Raw genomic sequence first — 14,562 nt, 5'->3', positions numbered from 1 at the left:
ACAACCGCACACAGGAGCCATGCCATGTCTTCGCGATCGATGACCATCACACTGTCGAACTGGGTCGCCGGAATCGACCTCGGCTTCGGCAACGCACGCGCCAGCGAGGGACCGGCGCCTTCCGCCGTGCCGGTGCAGGTCGCCCCGGGACAGGCGACGACCGTCACGGCGGTGAATCCGTCCGGCGGCTGCCGCGGCAGTTTCAACCTGCGCGGCGGCGGCATCGACTTCGCGGTGGACTACGTGCATCCCTCCGGCGCCGGCGCAACCACGGTGAGCGTGAGCGCCACCACCGGCTTCCTCTCCGGGGCCAACGCGCAGACCTTCCCGGGGCACGACTCGGTGGCGCAGATCAACCTGTACCGCGGGGTGATGGCGAACTACGGCTGGGCGGTGCCGCTGGGCCTGCTCGCGCAGCCGCCGCGGAACAACTGCCAGGATTTCGTCAACAGCATGTTTGGCCAGGGCATGCGCGATGCGCGCGTGGTCACCACCGCCTACGGCCACCCGGCGCCGGACGGCTACGTGCTGCCGGCCGACTTCACCGGCGGGCAGATGGCCGGCTTCACCGCGCTGTGGGCGGGCCACTGGCTGGGGCAGGGCGGCGCCTGCCCGCCGCAGGATGCCGCGCTGCTCGACGTGCTGGCGCGCTACGTCGCCACCGCGAGCGCGGCCGGCCCGCTGGCGATGTGGGTGCCGCAGATCGCCTGGCGGGAGGGCACCAGCCCGTCGGTGTTCGACCTCGCCGGCTACCGCGCCTACCCGTTCATGGCGGACGGCCAGTGGAACGCGGCCACCGTGCAGGCCTTCCTCGCGCTGCTCGCCGCCGGGGCGCACTTCGTCGCGGTGAGCGCGGACAAGGACATGCCGACGGGCGTCGCCACGGCGGCCTTCGACACCTTCTTCACCGGCGCGGGGCTGCCGACCAGCCACGACATCGGCAACTCGCACTACGCCACCGTTACCAACGTCACCGGCACCTACTACCTGAGCGTGGGCGACGACTTCGCGCCGGCCGGCTGCGGGCTGATCCTGGCCTTCCTGGCGGGGCGCACGGTCAACGACGCGTTCGCGGCCAAGGGCACCTACAACACCTTCATCCAGCTCGAAGGCTGGCAGGCGGGCACCAGCCGGCACGGCGCCGACTACGACACCTACAAGAAGACGCTGTGGAACATCTCCACCTTCGGCTCCTGCCCCTACAGCGAGAAGCGCGCCACCACGATCTTCCTAGCGCCGCCGGGATGGACGCCGCAGCTATACCAGACCACCCTCATGATGCCGTACGTGGGCGCGTACGCGAATGCCAACGGCTCGCCGCAAGGCTGGCTGCACACCGAGCTGGTGGGCATCCCCGCGGACGCGCCGGCGCTGCCGTCGCGCTACCGGGAGAGCTGAGCGGGGCGGGGCGTTCCCGCCGCGCCCGGTCGGGGGCGCGGCGGCGGAGCGGGTTCCCGTGGATGGATCGGACGGTGCGGGTTCGATTGCGCCGGGCGCGATCGGGCCAGGCGCGACCAAGTCAAGGCAACCAGACCAGGACAGCCAGACCAGGACAGCCAGATCAGAGCAGCCAGATCAGAGCAGCCAGATCAGAGCAGCCAGATCAGGCATGGCCGGGTCGGGTGCTACCGAGTCAGGTTCGACCCGGTCGGTGCGATTGAGTCGATCGCAGCCCGGTCAGGCGCGGCCGGAAAACTCGCCGGTCACCGTGTTCACCCACACCTTCTCGTCGTTGGTGATGTACTCGGGCACCTGGATTTCCACGCCGGTGTTGAGCTTGGCCGGCTTGGTGCGCTTGGTGGCGCTGGCGCCCTTCAGCTCCGGCGCGGTGTCGACCACAGTGAGCGCCACGCTGGTGGGCACCTGCAACCCGACCGGGGCGTCGTCGATCAACTGCACGTAGTAGCCCTCGACCTCCTCGACGATGTAGCCGGCGTTGTCGCCGACCAGCTCGGGCGAAAGCAGGTACTGGGTGTAGTCCTCGGCGTCCATGAAGACGAACGCCTCGCCGTCCATGTACGAGAAGTTCGCCGCGCGGCGCACCAGGTCCATCTCGCGCAGGTCGTCGTCCGCGCGCAGGCTGAGGTCGAACTTGCGCCCGCCCGGGATCGAATACATGGTGAAGCGGAAGGTCACGTTGCCCCCGCGCGCGGTGGGCGAGCTGCGCTCGATGTCGCGCACCTGGTAGACGGTGCCCTCGTGTTCGACCACGTTGCCTTTCTTGACGTCGGAAGCTTTCATGGGTGTGGAGTCGCTGCGGGATGAAGTGATGAAGGTCCCGTCATTCCGGCGAAAGCCGGAATCCAGTCAGGTACTCGTGCGAAGCACGCAAAACCTGTTTTCGAGTGCTTCGCACAAGGTATTTCACTGGATTCCGGCTTTCGCCGGAATGACGGTGGATGGGGTTACTTGGGTTGCAGCCGCACCGCGCCATCCAGGCGGATCGTCTCGCCATTGATGTAGCGGTTGCCGAGGATGAAGGCGACGGTCTGCGCGAATTCCTCCGGCTTGCCCAGGCGCGAGGGGAACGGGATCGAGGCGGACAGCGACTGCTGCACGGCTTCGGGCATGTTGTCCACCATCGGGGTCCAGAAGATGCCCGGGGCGATGGTCGCCACGCGGATGCCGAAGCGCGACAGCTCGCGCGCCATCGGCAGGGTCATGCCGACCACGCCGCCCTTGGACGCGGAGTACGCGGCCTGGCCGATCTGGCCTTCGTAGGCGGCGACGCTGGCGGTGTTGACGATCACGCCGCGCTCGCCGTCCTCGCCCGCTTCGTTGCCCTGCATCAGCGCCGCGCCGGCCTTGGCCACGTTGAAGCTGCCGACCAGGTTCACCATCACGGTGGTGGCGAAGGTATTGAGCGGCATCGGGCCTTCCTTGCCCAGCACGCGGCCGGCGCCGAGGATGCCGGCGCAGTTCATCACCACGTTGAGCCCGCCCATCGCGTCGCGCGCGGCGGCCACGTTGGCGGTGACGCCGTCCTCGCTGGTGACGTCGGTGCGGAAGAAGCTCGCCGCCTCGCCCAGCGCCTTGGCGGCGGCCTGGCCCTTCTCCTCGTTGACGTCGAACAGCGCCACCTTGCCGCCGTGCGCGACGAGGTGCTGCGCCACCGCGTCGCCGAGACCGGAGGCGCCGCCGGTGATGATCGCCTTGACCTGATCGAGCTGCATGGAATGCCCTTATGCGGATGCGAAAAGCGCAATGGTAGCCGAGCGCCCGGCCCGGCATCTAACGGCCGGCGCGATGGCCGGAGCTATCCGAGCAGGCCGCGCAGCGCCTTCGAACCGGCGATCGCCGGAAAAGCCACGATGGGCTGCGGCTGCCGGGCGGGGGCCTGCAACTGCTTCTGCCACACGCCGACGTCCCACCATTGCCCGAGCTTGTAGCCGGCCTGCCGCCATACGCCGGCCGGGGCGAAGCCCATGGCTTCGTGCAGCGCCACGCTGGCGGCGCCGGGAAGGGTGATCACGCCCACCGCCTGGTTGATGCCCTGCAGCCGCATCGCGTCGAGCAGGGCGCCGTACAGCCGGCGCGCGATGCCGCGGCGATGGGCGTCCCCGCGCACGTAGATCGAGGTCTCGGCGATCCAGTCGTAGGCGGCGCGCTCGCGGAAGCGGCCGGCGTAGGCGTACGCCAGCACTTCGCCGCGTTCCTCCCAGGCCAGCCACGGGTAGTGCTGCAGCCGGGCGACGATGCGCTGGCGCATGGCGTCCACGCCGGGCGGCTCGGTCTCGAACGTGACCACGCCGCCGGCGACGTGCGGCGCATAGATGGCGTGGACGGCGGCGGCATCGCCGGCGTGCGCGATGCGGATCATGCCAGCGGCTTCTCCATGCAGATGCTGAGCGGGTTGGCGTGGTGGTCGCCGAAGGGCGGGCAGCGGCGGTAGCCGGCGCGCTCGTACAGCTCCAGCGCCTCGGCCTGCGCGGTGCCGGTCTCGAGCCGGACCAGGCGGCCCCCGTGGCGGCGGATCTCGGCCTCCATCGCTTCGAGCAACTGCTTGCCCAGCCCGAGGCCGCGGCAGGCGGGCAGCACGTACATGCGCTTCACTTCCACGTAGTCGCCCTGGTCGATGCAGGCGCCGCAGGCCACCGGCGTGCCGTCGACGCGGGCGGTGAGGAAGCGGACGTTGGGCCGCAGCAGCGCGTCCGGCGTCACCGGCTGGATGTTGCCGGTTGGATAGAGCCCGCTGAGGTAGCCGTCCAGTTCCCTGAGCAAGGAGACCACGTCCGGCGCGGCCGGATCGTCGAGTTCGAATTGCAGTACGGGGCGATTCAGCACGATAGGTATTTCCAGTTGCGTTGCTTGCCTTCGGCCAGCCATTCGAGCGTGGTGGCGATGCGCTTGCGCCGCGTGGCGTCGGTCTTCGCCCCGGCGATCCACTCCACATACTCGCGCTGCATGGCGGGACTGAAACCCTGCCAGGTCTTGCGCGCGGCGGCATGCTTGCGCTGCGCCAGCAGCGCGGCGAGGTCCGCGGGCACGGAAGGCGGCGGCTTCGACCCGGCCGCGGAGCGTTTTCTTTTCACGCCGGCCTCGTTCAAGGCCATGGCCTTCCCGAGGTAGGCCGCGAGTTCCTCCTCCGGAGGCAGGTCATCCAGGGCGGCGAGCTTGCCGAACTGGCCCATGCCTTTCCCGTCGCCGTCTTCCGCGCCGGCGCCCACGACCTGTTCGTACAGCCAGAAGCCGAAGCTGCAATGCTGCTTGAACGCGGCCATCATGCACATCGGCGAACCGCGATAGCCGAAGAACGGCATGCCCCACTTCAGGCCTTCCTCCACCTCGGGGCAGGCCGCGTGCACCAGGGCGCGCAGGCGTTCGAGGATCGGCCGGGCGAACTGCGCCGAGTCGGCGATGTAGGCGTCGATGCGCGGGTCGCGGCCGGTCATGGCTGGCCTCTACAGCTCGCGGATGAAGTAGCGGTCGCAGCCGTGGTGGCCGGTGCCGCCCATCGCGCTGCACAAGGGCGTGAAGCCGCTGCGGCGGTACAGCGCCTGCGCCGCGTCCATGCCGGTCAGCGTTTCCAGGTAGCAGCGGCGGAAGCCGTGGGCGCGGGCCGCGTCGAGGCAGCGCTGCATCATCGCGCTGCCGGCGCCGATGCCGCGCGCCTCGGGCAGGAAGTACATCTTGCGCAGCTCGCACACGTCGGCCTCGCCGCCCTCCAGCGGCGCCACCCCGCCGCCGCCCAGCACCGCGCCGTCGCGCTCGACCACGAAGTAGGCGCAGCGCGGCTGCCTGTAGGCTGCATGCATGGCGTCCACTTCCGGATCGTGGATGGCGAAGCCCGGCCCGTCCGCGCCGAATTCGGGCATCACCCGGCGGATGATCGCGGCGACCGCGGCGTCGTCGCGTGCTTCGATGGGGCGGATATGGAAGGGCGTGGACATACGGAGGAAGGAGGCGCGATGCGGCGGCCAGCTTAGGCCATGTCGATGGCGCGGCTCCAGTGGCCGCGCCGTGCGCGGCGCGCGGCTCGTCCGCCGGCGGCGCCGCTTCAGGGCGAGGCCGGCGCCGGGCGGTAGACCACGCCTTCCTTCATCACGAAGCGCACCTGCTGCAGGTCGTCGATGCGCGTGCTGGGATCGCCGGCGAAGGCGGCCAGGTCGGCGCGCTGCCCCACCGCGATGCGGCCGAAGGCGTCCGACCGGCGCAGGATCCTGGCCGCTACGTCGGTGGCGGCATGCAGCGCCTGCGCGGGCGTCATGCCGTCGGCGACCATCGCCGCCGGTTCGCGCCAGTTCTCGCCGTGCGCGAACACGCCGACGTCGCTGCCGTTGCCGATCGTCACGCCCAGCTTCAGCGCGGTGCGGAACGCGCGCTCGGCCTCGCGCATGCGTCCGGTCGGTGCATCGCGGCCGGGAACGTAGTGCTGGAAGTACTCGGCGGTGGCCTCGACCGCGGTGAGGGTGGGCTCGTAGGCGACGCCGCGCTGCTTGATCAGCCGGAAGGTCGCCTCGCTGGCGCCGTAGCCGTGCTCCACGCTGTCCACGCCCGCCTCCACCGCCATCCGCACGCCGGCGTCGGTGGCCGCGTGCACGGCGACCGGGCGGCCGATCTGGTGCGCGGTCTCCACCAGCGCCTTCAGCTCGGCGGGGGTGAAGGTGGGCGCGGTGGCGCCGTCCGGGCCCACGCGGTAGTCGCCGTAGATCTTGATCCAGTCGGCGCCGCGCGCGGCCTGTTCGCGCACCGCGGCCATCGCGGCATCGACGCCGCTGACCTCCTGCGCGCCGCCGGGCAGTTCGATGTCCGGGCGGAAGCCGCGCGGGCCGGGGCCGTAGCTGGCGGTGGCGACGATGGCGCGGGTGGCGACGAACATCCGCGGGCCGGGAATCAGCCCTTCGTCGATCGCGCGCTTCACCGACACGTCGGCGTAGCCGGCGCCCTCGGTGCCCAGGTCGCGCAGCGTGGTGAAGCCGGCCAGCAAGGTGTCGCGCGCGTGCTTCGCGGCTTCCAGCGTGCGGTAGTCCTGCGGCTCGGTCAGCACCTGGTCGTTCCACAGCGTCTCGTTGTACGGGTGCAGGAACAGGTGCGAATGCAGGTCGATCAGGCCGGGCGTCAAGGTGGTGCCGGGCAGCTCGACGCGCTGCGCGCCGCCGGGCGCCTCGATCGACGCGCGCGGACCGACCGCGGCGATCGCGCCGTTTCGCACCAGTACCGCCCAGCCGGCGTGCGCGGCGTCGCCGTCGCCGGTCCAGACGCGCTCGGGGAGCAGCAGCCAGTCGCCCTTGGGCGTCGCGGCGTGGGCGGCCAGCGCGCACAGCGCGGCGGCGCAGGCCAAGGCGTATCGATGCCATGCTTTCATGGTCGGCTCCCGTTGCTTAGGCTGCGTTTCTTCGATCGTGTTTCTTCGGCCGCGAGGCATCGCTCCGCTGTCATCGAGGAGCTGCCCCGCCGTCATTCCGGCGAAGGCCGGAATCCAGTGGAATGCTCCGTGCGCAGCACTCGAAACAGGCTTTGCGTGCTTCGCACGAGTTACCCGACTGGATTCCGGCCTTCGCCGGAATGACGGGTGGAAGATGGCCGATTCTAGCCAGGCCACCGGCGTCACCGCGAACGATGCAAATCACACTGCGACGTCCCCCGGTACTGCCGCGACCGACGTAAATGGCACTGCCAGGTCCCCTGCAGCGCTGCGACCGTTGCAAAATCACACTGCGTCCCAGGCAAAGCCGCGACCGGCGCAAAATCCCGCAGCCGCGGCTTCAGCGAAGCCGCGACGATCACATCGCACAGCCATGTCGCCAGCGAGCGGCGACCAACGCAGGCCTCACGGCCGCATCGCCGGCAAAGCCAGCCAACGCAAGTCACGCCGCCGTACGCGCCCGCGTCACCCGGCTGGCGGTTTCCTTGTGCAACTGCGCGGCCAGCCAGGCGCCGGCGGCAACGAGCAGGTCGAGGTCGACGCCCGTCTCCATGCCGAGGCCGTGCAGCATGTACGCCACGTCCTCGCTGGCGACGTTGCCGGTGGCGCCCTTCGCATACGGGCAGCCGCCGGTGCCGGAGACCGCGCTGTCCACCACGCGCACGCCTTCCTCCAGGCAGGCCAGGATGTTCGCCAGCGCCTGGCCGTAGGTGTCGTGGAAGTGCACCGCCAGCGCCGCCATCGGCACTTCCTGCGCCACCGCGTGCAGCATCGCGCGCGCCTTGGCGGGCGTGCCGACGCCGATGGTGTCGCCCAGCGAGATCTCGTGACAGCCCAGCGCGTGCAGGCGCTGCGCCACGCGCACCACGTCGGCCACCGGCACCTCGCCCTGGTAGGGGCAGCCGAGCACGGTGGAGACGTAGCCGCGCACCGCCACGCCGTCGGCCCTGGCGCGTTCCAGCACCGGCACGAAGCGCTCGATCGATTCGTCGATCGAGGCGTTGATGTTCTTGCGGTTGAACGCCTCGCTGGCGGCGGTGAACACGGCGATCTCGGCGGCGCCGACCTCGCGCGCCCGCTCGTAGCCCTGCAGGTTCGGCACCAGCACGGGATAGCTCACCCCGGGCACCTTGCGGATGCCGCGGAACACCTCGGCCGCATCGGCCAGTTGCGGCACCCACTTCGGGCTGACGAAGCTGGTCGCCTCGATGGTCTTCAGGCCGGTGGAGGAAAGCCGGTCGATCAGCGCGATCTTCACCTCGGCCGGCAGCAGGGTCTTCTCGTTCTGCAGGCCGTCGCGGGCGCCGACTTCGACGATGCGGACATGGTTGGATGCGGTCATGGGCGGCTCCGGATGGTGTTTCCTTCTCCCTGCGGGAAAAGGTGCCCGCAGGGCGGATGAGGGAGCGGGCGAAGCCGGATGCTACTGGCGCTGGCCGGACCCTCACCCCAACCCCTCTCCCGTGGGGAGAGGGACTTCGAGCGTCAGGCGTCGGCGAAGCGCACCAGCACCGCGTCCGCCTCGACGAATTCGCCTTGCGTGGCGCTCACGCTGTCGATGGTGCCGGCGCGGGGCGCCTTCAAGGCCAGCTCCATCTTCATCGCTTCCATCACCAGCAGTTCCTGGCCCTGCTCGACCGTGTCGCCGGGCCTGGCCTTCACCAGCACGATGCGGCCGGGCATCGGCGCGATGACCTGGTTGCCGCCGGCGGCGTCCTTCGATTCCCAGGCGAAGGCGGCGGCGCGGGCCAGGTTGTAGCGCTGGCCGTCGGCGTCGTGCAGCAGCACGCGCAGCGCGTCGGCGCGCAGCGGAACGCGCAGCGCCTCGCCGTCGAAGCGCGCGCTCAGGACCTCGCCGTCGTGGCGGGCGCCGCGCACGTCGCAGGCCGCGTCGCCGTGGCGCAGCCGGTAGTCGCCGTCGTGGCCGTGCGCCTCGATCTCGTGGCGCTGCTCGCGCCATGCCAGCGCGACGATGCGCTTGCCGGCATGGCCGATGCGCCAGGCGTCCGCCTTCGCCCAGGGCGAGTACGGGTCGCTGGCGGCGGCGTCCGTGCCGCGCTCGTCGTGCAGCAGGGCAGCGGTGGCGGCGGCGAACAGCAGGCGGTCGGCGGGCGCGGCCGCGCCGGCCAGGAATTCGTCCAGGTGGCGGTCGAGGTAGCCGGTGTCGATGCGCCCCTCGACCACCGCCGGGTGGCGCGCCAGCCGCTCGAGGAAGCCGACGTTCGACTTCGGCCCGGCGATCTCGCAGGCGGCCAGCGCCTCGCGCAGGCGCTGCAACGCCTGCGCGCGGGTAGCGTCGTACACGATCAGCTTGGCGATCATCGGGTCGTAGAAGATCGTCACCGTGTCGCCTTCGACCACGCCGCCGTCGAGGCGCACATGCGGCGACGGCGGCGGCAGCCGCAGCGTCTGCAGCTTGCCGGAGCCGGGCAGGAAGTTCTGGTCCGGGTCTTCGGCGTACAGGCGCACCTCGATGGCATGGCCGTGCGCCCGCACCTGCTCCTGGTCGAGCGGCAAGGGCTCGCCCGCTGCTACGCGCAGTTGCCATTCGACCAGGTCCAGGCCCAGGGTCAGCTCGGTGACGGGGTGCTCGACCTGCAGGCGCGTGTTCATCTCCATGAAGAAGAACTCGCCGTCCTGCGCCACGATGAATTCCACCGTGCCGGCGCCGACGTAGTCGACCGCCTTGGCCGCGGCCACCGCGGCCTCGCCCATTGCCTTGCGCCGCTCCGGCGTGAGGAACGGCGAGGGGGTTTCCTCCAGTACCTTCTGGTAGCGGCGCTGCGCCGAGCATTCGCGCTCGTTGAGGTGGATCACGCGGCCGTGGGTGTCGCCGAACACCTGGAACTCGATGTGCCGCGGATGCTCAACGTAGCGCTCCAGGATCACCCGGGTGTCGCCGAACGAACTGGCCGCCTCGCGCTGGGCCGAGGCCAGCGCGTCGGCGAACTCCGCCGCGCCGCGCACGATGCGCATGCCCTTGCCGCCGCCGCCGGCCGCCGCCTTGATCATCAGCGGGAAGCCGGTCTTCGCGGCCTGCGCGGCGAGGAAGTCAGCCTCCTGGTTCTCGCCGTGGTAGCCGGGCACCAGCGGCACGTCGTGCTTTTCCATCAGCGCCTTGGCCTGTGCCTTGGAGCCCATCGCGTCGATGCTTTCCGGCCGCGGCCCGATGAAGGCGATGCCGGCCTCGGCGCAGGCGCGGGCGAAGGCGGTGTTCTCCGACAGGAAGCCGTAGCCGGGATGGATCGCCTGCGCGCCAGAGCGCTTCGCCGCGTCGAGGATCGCGTCGCCGCGCAGGTAGGAGTCGGCCGGGCGCGGACCGCCGATCGGCCAGGCCTCGTCGGCGAGGCGCACGTGCTGGGCGTCCTTGTCCGCTTCCGAGTACACCGCGACGGTGTGGATGCCGAGGCGGCGGCAGGTGCGGATCACGCGGCAGGCGATCTCGCCGCGGTTGGCAATCAGTACGCGCTCGAACATGCGGTGTCCCTAGGCAGTGCGTGGCGGTGCAAAGCCCGTAAATCTAGCAGGTCGCGCCGTCCTGGCCGCGGTGCGGCGCAGCATGCCGTGCCGGTGCGCCATGCTGCCGTCAGGTCGTTGGCTAGGGCGCGTCGGTCATGCCGTAGCCGTTGCGGACCGGCCGGTGCCGGGCGGTTGCCGGCCTGCTGCGCCCACCGGGCTGCGGCGATACCGGGGACCGTTCGTTGCCTGGGAGGGAAGCCTTCCGTCGTTCAGGCCGTTGCGCACCAGGCCGGCGCGCGCTTGGCGAGGAACGCGCCGAGGCCTTCCTGGCCTTCGGCCGAGACGCGCAGGCGGGCGATCAGGGCGGCGTTGTCGCGGTCGATGCGCTCGGCCTGCGCTTCGTCGAGACCGGCCATGCCCAGCGCCAGCCGCTTCGCCTCCGCCTGCGCGAGCGGGCCGGCCTTGGCCAGCAGCCGGAGCGTGGCCTGCACCGCGTCGTCCAGCGCCTCGGCGGCGACGACCTGGTGCAGCAGGCCGATCCGCATCGCCGCGGCGGCGTCGAAGGTCTCGCCGGTGAGGAACAGCCGGCGTGCCTGGCGCAGGCCGATCGCGGCGATCACGTAGGGCGAGATCACCGCCGGCACCAGGCCGAGCTTCACCTCGGTCAGCCCGAACTTGGCGCCGTCGACGCCGATGGCGATGTCGCAGCAGGCGACCAGGCCGACGCCGCCGCCGTAGGCCGCGCCGTTGACGCGGGCGATGGTCGGCTTGGGCAGGAATTGCAGGGTGCGCATCAGCGCGGCCAGGCGCAGCGAGTCGGCCCGGTTCTCCTCCTCGCCGGCGGCGGCCATGCCGCGCATCCAGTTCAGGTCCGCGCCGGCCGAGAAGCTCGCGCCTGCGCCGCCGAGCACCACCGCGCGCACGCCTGCGTCGCCGCCGGCCGCCTGGAGGGCGGCGGTGAGTTCGGCGATCAGGCGGTCGTCGAAGGCGTTGTGCACTTCGGCGCGCTGCAGGGTGAGGTGGCGCACGCCGTCGTGGTCGGCGATCTGGATCGTGGACATCGGAGGCTCCGGTGGGGAAGCGTCCATCATAAACAGTCGCGCGCGACGGCTTCGCTGCAGAACCGGCCGGGACAGGCTACAATGCGAACCATTCTTATTTAGGTAGTTGCCTGTGCGCCTGTCCGACCTGCCCAAGGGTTCGCCCGCCGTGGTGGACCGCGTGGATGATGCCCATGCCGGTGATCCGATCGCCCAACGCCTGCGCGACCTGGGCTTCGTCGAAGGCGAGCCGGTGCGGCTGGTGGCGCGCGGCCCGCTCGGCGCCGACCCGCTGCTGATCCAGATCGGCTCGACGCGTTTCGCCCTGCGCCGCAGCGAAGCGGCACGGGTGACGGTACGGACGGAGGTGGCGGCATGAGCGCCGGCTCCCTGCGCATCGCCCTGGTCGGCAACCCGAACTGCGGCAAGACCGCGTTGTTCAACCAGCTCACCGGCGGCCGCCAGAAGGTGGCCAACTACGCCGGCGTCACCGTCGAGCGCAAGGAGGGCCGCTTCACCGCGCCATCCGGCCGCGTGCTGCACCTGCTCGACCTGCCGGGCGCGTACAGCTTCGACGCGGCCAGCCCGGACGAGCAGATCACCCGCGACGTGTGCGAGGGCGTGTATCCGGGCGAGCCGGCGCCGGACCTGATCGTCTGCGTGGCCGACGCGACCAACCTGCGCCTGCACCTGCGCTTCGTGCTGGAAGTGAAGCGGCTCGGCCGCCCGGTGGTGCTGGCCCTGAACATGATGGACACCGCGCGCCGCCGCGGCATCGTGATCGACGTGCCGGAACTGCAGCGCAGGCTCGGCCTGCCGGTGGTGGAAACCGTCGCGGTGAAGCGCGGCGGCGCGCAGGCGCTGATCGAGCGCGTGGACGGCGAGGTGCCGCCGGCCGCCATGGCGCAGGCGGACGATGCCGCGAGCCGCGCCGACCTGCATGCCCAGGTGCGCGAGCTGCTGGCCGCGACGGTGGCGATGCCGCGCGCCACCGCGGCGATCGACGACGCGCTGGACCGCTGGGCGCTGCACCCGGTGTTCGGGTTGGGCATCCTCGCGGTGCTGATGTTCCTGATCTTCCAGGCGGTGTTCTCGTGGGCGCAGCCGTTGATGGACGGCATCGAGGCGGGCGTGGCCGCGCTCGGCGGCTGGCTGACCTCGGCGCTGCCGGCCGACAGCGCGCTGCACAGCCTGCTCAACGACGGCATCTTCGCCGGCCTCGGCGCGGTGCTGGTATTCCTGCCGCAGATCCTGATCCTGTTCCTGTTCATCCTGATCCTCGAGGAGTCGGGCTACCTGCCGCGTGCGGCGTTCCTGCTCGACAAGCTGATGTTCAAGGCAGGGCTGACCGGGCGCGCCTTCATCCCGCTGCTGTCGAGCTTCGCCTGCGCGATCCCCGGCATCATGGCCACGCGCAGCATCACCGATCCGCGCGACCGCCTCACCACGATCCTGGTGGCGCCGCTGATGACCTGCTCTGCGCGGCTGCCGGTGTACACGCTGCTGATCGCCGCGTTCATCCCGCAGCGCACGCTGTGGGGGCTGTTCAACCTGCAGGGCGTGGTGCTGTTCACGCTGTACGTGGCCGGCATCGTCAGCGCGCTGGCGGTGGCCTTCGTGATCAAGCGCTTCCGCAAGGACAAGAGCGAGCACGCGCTGCTGATGGAACTGCCGTCGTACCGCATGCCGAACGTGCGCGACGTGGCGCTGGGCCTGTGGGAGCGCGCCAAGATCTTCCTCAAGCGCGTGGGCGGCATCATCCTCGCGCTGACCGTGCTGCTGTGGTTCCTGTCCAGCTTCCCCGGGCCGCCGCCGGGCGCCACCGGGCCGGCGATCGACTACAGCCTGGCCGGCCGGCTCGGCCAGGCGCTGCACTACGTGTTCGCGCCGATCGGCTTCAACTGGCAGATCTGCATCGCCCTGGTGCCCGGCCTGGCCGCGCGCGAGGTGGCGGTGTCGGCGCTGGGCACGGTGTACGCGATGTCGGGCAGCGACGATACGGTCGCCTCGCAGCTCGGGCCGCTGATCTCGCAGCAGTGGTCGCTGGCCACCGCGCTGTCGCTGCTGGCGTGGTACGTGTTCGCGCCGCAGTGCATGTCGACGCTGGCGGTGATCCGCCGCGAGACCAATTCCTGGCGCAACGTGGCGATCACCGCCGGCTACCTGTTCGGCCTGGCCTACCTGGCGTCGCTGATCACCTACCAGGTCGCGAGGGCGCTGTCGTGAACGTGTTCATGGTCGTGCAGGCGCTGGTGATCGGCCTCACGGTCATGGCCAGTGCGGCCGTCGCGTTCCGCAAGCTGCTGCCGCAGACCAGCCGGCGCCTGTTCGGGCGGATCGCCCACGCGTGGAACCGGCCGGGGCGGTCGTTGCCGCTGCGCTGGCTGGGACGCCGGCTGCAACCGGCCGAGGCCAGCAGCGGCGGTTGCGGCAGCGGCGACGGCTGCGGCAGTTGCGGCGGCTGCGCGCCAGCACCAGCGCCGTCCACGGCGAAGACGGACCGGATGCCGCTGGATTTCCGTCCGCGCCAGCGCTGAGCGCGCCGCGCGCCGACGCCGCTCAATCGAGGAAGCGGAACCCGGCCAAGGCTTCCCGCAGCTTGCGCTGCGCGGCGTCGCGCCCGAACGGCGGCGTGGCGGGTGGGTCGTAGACCTGCGGGTTGGTGCCGGTGACCAGCAGATCGATCGCGTAGCAGCGCTGCCGCCTCACCGCGCGGTAGGACTCCACGTCGAGGTAGTGGCTCATCGCCGCGTCGCCGGCGCGGAAGTGCGCGAACGGCGTGCCGCTGTGCGGCTCGGTGGCGGCGGGAGCCGGCGAACCGTTGGCCGGCATGTCGGTGCAGTGGGCGAGGGCGTCCGCGTCGTCGCTCACGCCGATGCGAAGTTCCGCCGCGGTGATGTCGTTGGAGCCTTGCAGCACCAGCGCCAGCACCGGCGTGCCCCGGCTGCCGGGCGGGGCGAACGCCTTCCACGAGCCGTCGCCGAGGTAGCTGCGCCGGAAGTCGTGGCGCAGCGCCATGCCGGCCGGCAGGGCGATCGAGAAGCCCAGGCGGGCGTCGGTATGGGTGTCGTCCGCATGGGCGATGCCAGGCGCCGGTGCGTTGCCGGCCGATGCCCCCGGGGCGGGCGTGTCGCGGTTGCACGCGCACAGCGAGGCGAGCAGCAGGACGGCCGCCGGTTTCAGCAAAGGCTTCATGGG

15 protein-coding genes are annotated in these 14,562 nt (G+C 71.1%); 4 read left to right on the top strand and 11 right to left on the bottom strand.

What is annotated here, in order from left to right; genetic code table 11:
* The first annotated feature begins 24 nt into the window (after positions 1–24).
* Entirely contained in the window at positions 25–1,398 is a 1,374-nt protein-coding gene (locus ASG87_RS07785) for a hypothetical protein (RefSeq protein WP_157510948.1), read from the top strand.
* A 279-nt stretch (positions 1,399–1,677) separates the two neighbouring features.
* Here the strand turns inward: ASG87_RS07785 and yeiP are convergent, their stop codons facing one another.
* The 10 genes from yeiP to ASG87_RS07735 all read right to left on the bottom strand — a co-directional run bounded on the left by yeiP (position 1,678) and on the right by ASG87_RS07735 (position 11,385).
* Positions 1,678–2,241 carry an elongation factor P-like protein YeiP gene (yeiP, locus tag ASG87_RS07780; RefSeq protein ID WP_056003345.1) on the bottom strand — a complete coding sequence of 188 codons (564 nt, stop codon included), beginning with the start codon at positions 2,239–2,241 and terminating at the stop codon, positions 1,678–1,680.
* 164 nt (positions 2,242–2,405) lie between these two features.
* The gene (locus ASG87_RS07775; RefSeq protein ID WP_056003342.1) at positions 2,406–3,173 is read right to left on the bottom strand and encodes an SDR family NAD(P)-dependent oxidoreductase; all 768 of its coding nucleotides are present in this window, start codon (positions 3,171–3,173) and stop codon (positions 2,406–2,408) included.
* Between the two features lie 83 nt (positions 3,174–3,256).
* On the bottom strand, positions 3,257–3,820 hold the full coding sequence (locus ASG87_RS07770) for a GNAT family N-acetyltransferase (RefSeq protein ID WP_056003339.1): 564 nt from the start codon (positions 3,818–3,820) through the stop codon (positions 3,257–3,259).
* Positions 3,817–4,284 carry a GNAT family N-acetyltransferase gene (locus tag ASG87_RS07765; RefSeq protein WP_056003336.1) on the bottom strand — a complete coding sequence of 156 codons (468 nt, stop codon included), beginning with the start codon at positions 4,282–4,284 and terminating at the stop codon, positions 3,817–3,819. The genes ASG87_RS07770 and ASG87_RS07765 overlap by 4 nt, the downstream gene beginning before the upstream one ends.
* Positions 4,278–4,892 (bottom strand): YdeI/OmpD-associated family protein, encoded by a 615-nt coding sequence (locus ASG87_RS07760; protein ID WP_056003333.1) that lies wholly within the window; start codon positions 4,890–4,892, stop codon positions 4,278–4,280. Before ASG87_RS07760 ends, ASG87_RS07765 begins: the two co-directional genes overlap by 7 nt.
* Positions 4,893–4,901: 9 nt before the next feature.
* Positions 4,902–5,390, bottom strand: a complete 489-nt coding sequence (locus ASG87_RS07755; RefSeq protein ID WP_056003331.1) for a GNAT family N-acetyltransferase — start codon at positions 5,388–5,390, stop codon at positions 4,902–4,904.
* A gap of 107 nt (positions 5,391–5,497) precedes the next feature.
* Entirely contained in the window at positions 5,498–6,805 is a 1,308-nt protein-coding gene (locus tag ASG87_RS07750) for an amidohydrolase family protein (protein WP_056003327.1), read from the bottom strand.
* Between the two features lie 502 nt (positions 6,806–7,307).
* A complete protein-coding gene (locus ASG87_RS07745) occupies positions 7,308–8,207 on the bottom strand; it encodes a hydroxymethylglutaryl-CoA lyase (RefSeq protein WP_056003324.1) in 900 nt (299 codons plus the stop codon).
* 143 nt (positions 8,208–8,350) lie between these two features.
* On the bottom strand, positions 8,351–10,342 hold the full coding sequence (locus tag ASG87_RS07740; RefSeq protein WP_056003320.1) for an acetyl-CoA carboxylase biotin carboxylase subunit: 1,992 nt from the start codon (positions 10,340–10,342) through the stop codon (positions 8,351–8,353).
* 251 nt (positions 10,343–10,593) lie between these two features.
* A complete protein-coding gene (locus tag ASG87_RS07735) occupies positions 10,594–11,385 on the bottom strand; it encodes an enoyl-CoA hydratase-related protein (protein ID WP_056003317.1) in 792 nt (263 codons plus the stop codon).
* Positions 11,386–11,497: 112 nt separating this feature from the next.
* On the opposite strand from ASG87_RS07735, the gene ASG87_RS07730 reads away from it, so the two are divergent.
* From ASG87_RS07730 to ASG87_RS07720, 3 genes are read left to right on the top strand one after another with little or no spacing between them, the layout of a single operon-like run.
* The gene (locus ASG87_RS07730) at positions 11,498–11,743 is read left to right on the top strand and encodes a FeoA family protein (RefSeq protein ID WP_056003314.1); all 246 of its coding nucleotides are present in this window, start codon (positions 11,498–11,500) and stop codon (positions 11,741–11,743) included.
* Complete coding sequence (gene feoB, locus ASG87_RS07725; protein WP_056003311.1) at positions 11,740–13,590, top strand: ferrous iron transport protein B; 1,851 nt, start codon at positions 11,740–11,742, stop codon at positions 13,588–13,590. The genes ASG87_RS07730 and feoB overlap by 4 nt, the downstream gene beginning before the upstream one ends.
* A complete protein-coding gene (locus ASG87_RS07720; protein WP_056003308.1) occupies positions 13,587–13,901 on the top strand; it encodes a DUF6587 family protein in 315 nt (104 codons plus the stop codon). Before feoB ends, ASG87_RS07720 begins: the two co-directional genes overlap by 4 nt.
* Before the next feature lie 22 nt (positions 13,902–13,923).
* Here ASG87_RS07720 and ASG87_RS07715 read toward each other — a convergent pair whose 3' ends face one another.
* Positions 13,924–14,559, bottom strand: coding sequence for a hypothetical protein (locus ASG87_RS07715; protein ID WP_056003305.1), 636 nt, complete (start codon positions 14,557–14,559; stop codon positions 13,924–13,926).
* Positions 14,560–14,562 lie beyond the last annotated feature (3 nt).

Origin of the sequence: Frateuria sp. Soil773 (assembly GCF_001428405.1) — a bacterium.
GTDB lineage: Bacteria > Pseudomonadota > Gammaproteobacteria > Xanthomonadales > Rhodanobacteraceae > LMSL01.
Note: the sequence above shows the minus strand (reverse complement) of the source record. Positions and strands in the feature narration are given on the sequence as shown.

Coding starts and splice junctions, on each gene's coding strand:
- ASG87_RS07785 (WP_157510948.1), top strand. CDS start 25: ATGTCTTCGCGATCGATGACCATCACACTGTCGAACTGGGTCGCCGGA.
- yeiP (WP_056003345.1), bottom strand. CDS start 2,241: ATGAAAGCTTCCGACGTCAAGAAAGGCAACGTGGTCGAACACGAGGGC.
- ASG87_RS07775 (WP_056003342.1), bottom strand. CDS start 3,173: ATGCAGCTCGATCAGGTCAAGGCGATCATCACCGGCGGCGCCTCCGGT.
- ASG87_RS07770 (WP_056003339.1), bottom strand. CDS start 3,820: ATGATCCGCATCGCGCACGCCGGCGATGCCGCCGCCGTCCACGCCATC.
- ASG87_RS07760 (WP_056003333.1), bottom strand. CDS start 4,892: ATGACCGGCCGCGACCCGCGCATCGACGCCTACATCGCCGACTCGGCG.
- ASG87_RS07755 (WP_056003331.1), bottom strand. CDS start 5,390: ATGTCCACGCCCTTCCATATCCGCCCCATCGAAGCACGCGACGACGCC.
- ASG87_RS07750 (WP_056003327.1), bottom strand. CDS start 6,805: ATGAAAGCATGGCATCGATACGCCTTGGCCTGCGCCGCCGCGCTGTGC.
- ASG87_RS07745 (WP_056003324.1), bottom strand. CDS start 8,207: ATGACCGCATCCAACCATGTCCGCATCGTCGAAGTCGGCGCCCGCGAC.
- ASG87_RS07740 (WP_056003320.1), bottom strand. CDS start 10,342: ATGTTCGAGCGCGTACTGATTGCCAACCGCGGCGAGATCGCCTGCCGC.
- ASG87_RS07735 (WP_056003317.1), bottom strand. CDS start 11,385: ATGTCCACGATCCAGATCGCCGACCACGACGGCGTGCGCCACCTCACC.
- feoB (WP_056003311.1), top strand. CDS start 11,740: ATGAGCGCCGGCTCCCTGCGCATCGCCCTGGTCGGCAACCCGAACTGC.
- ASG87_RS07715 (WP_056003305.1), bottom strand. CDS start 14,559: ATGAAGCCTTTGCTGAAACCGGCGGCCGTCCTGCTGCTCGCCTCGCTG.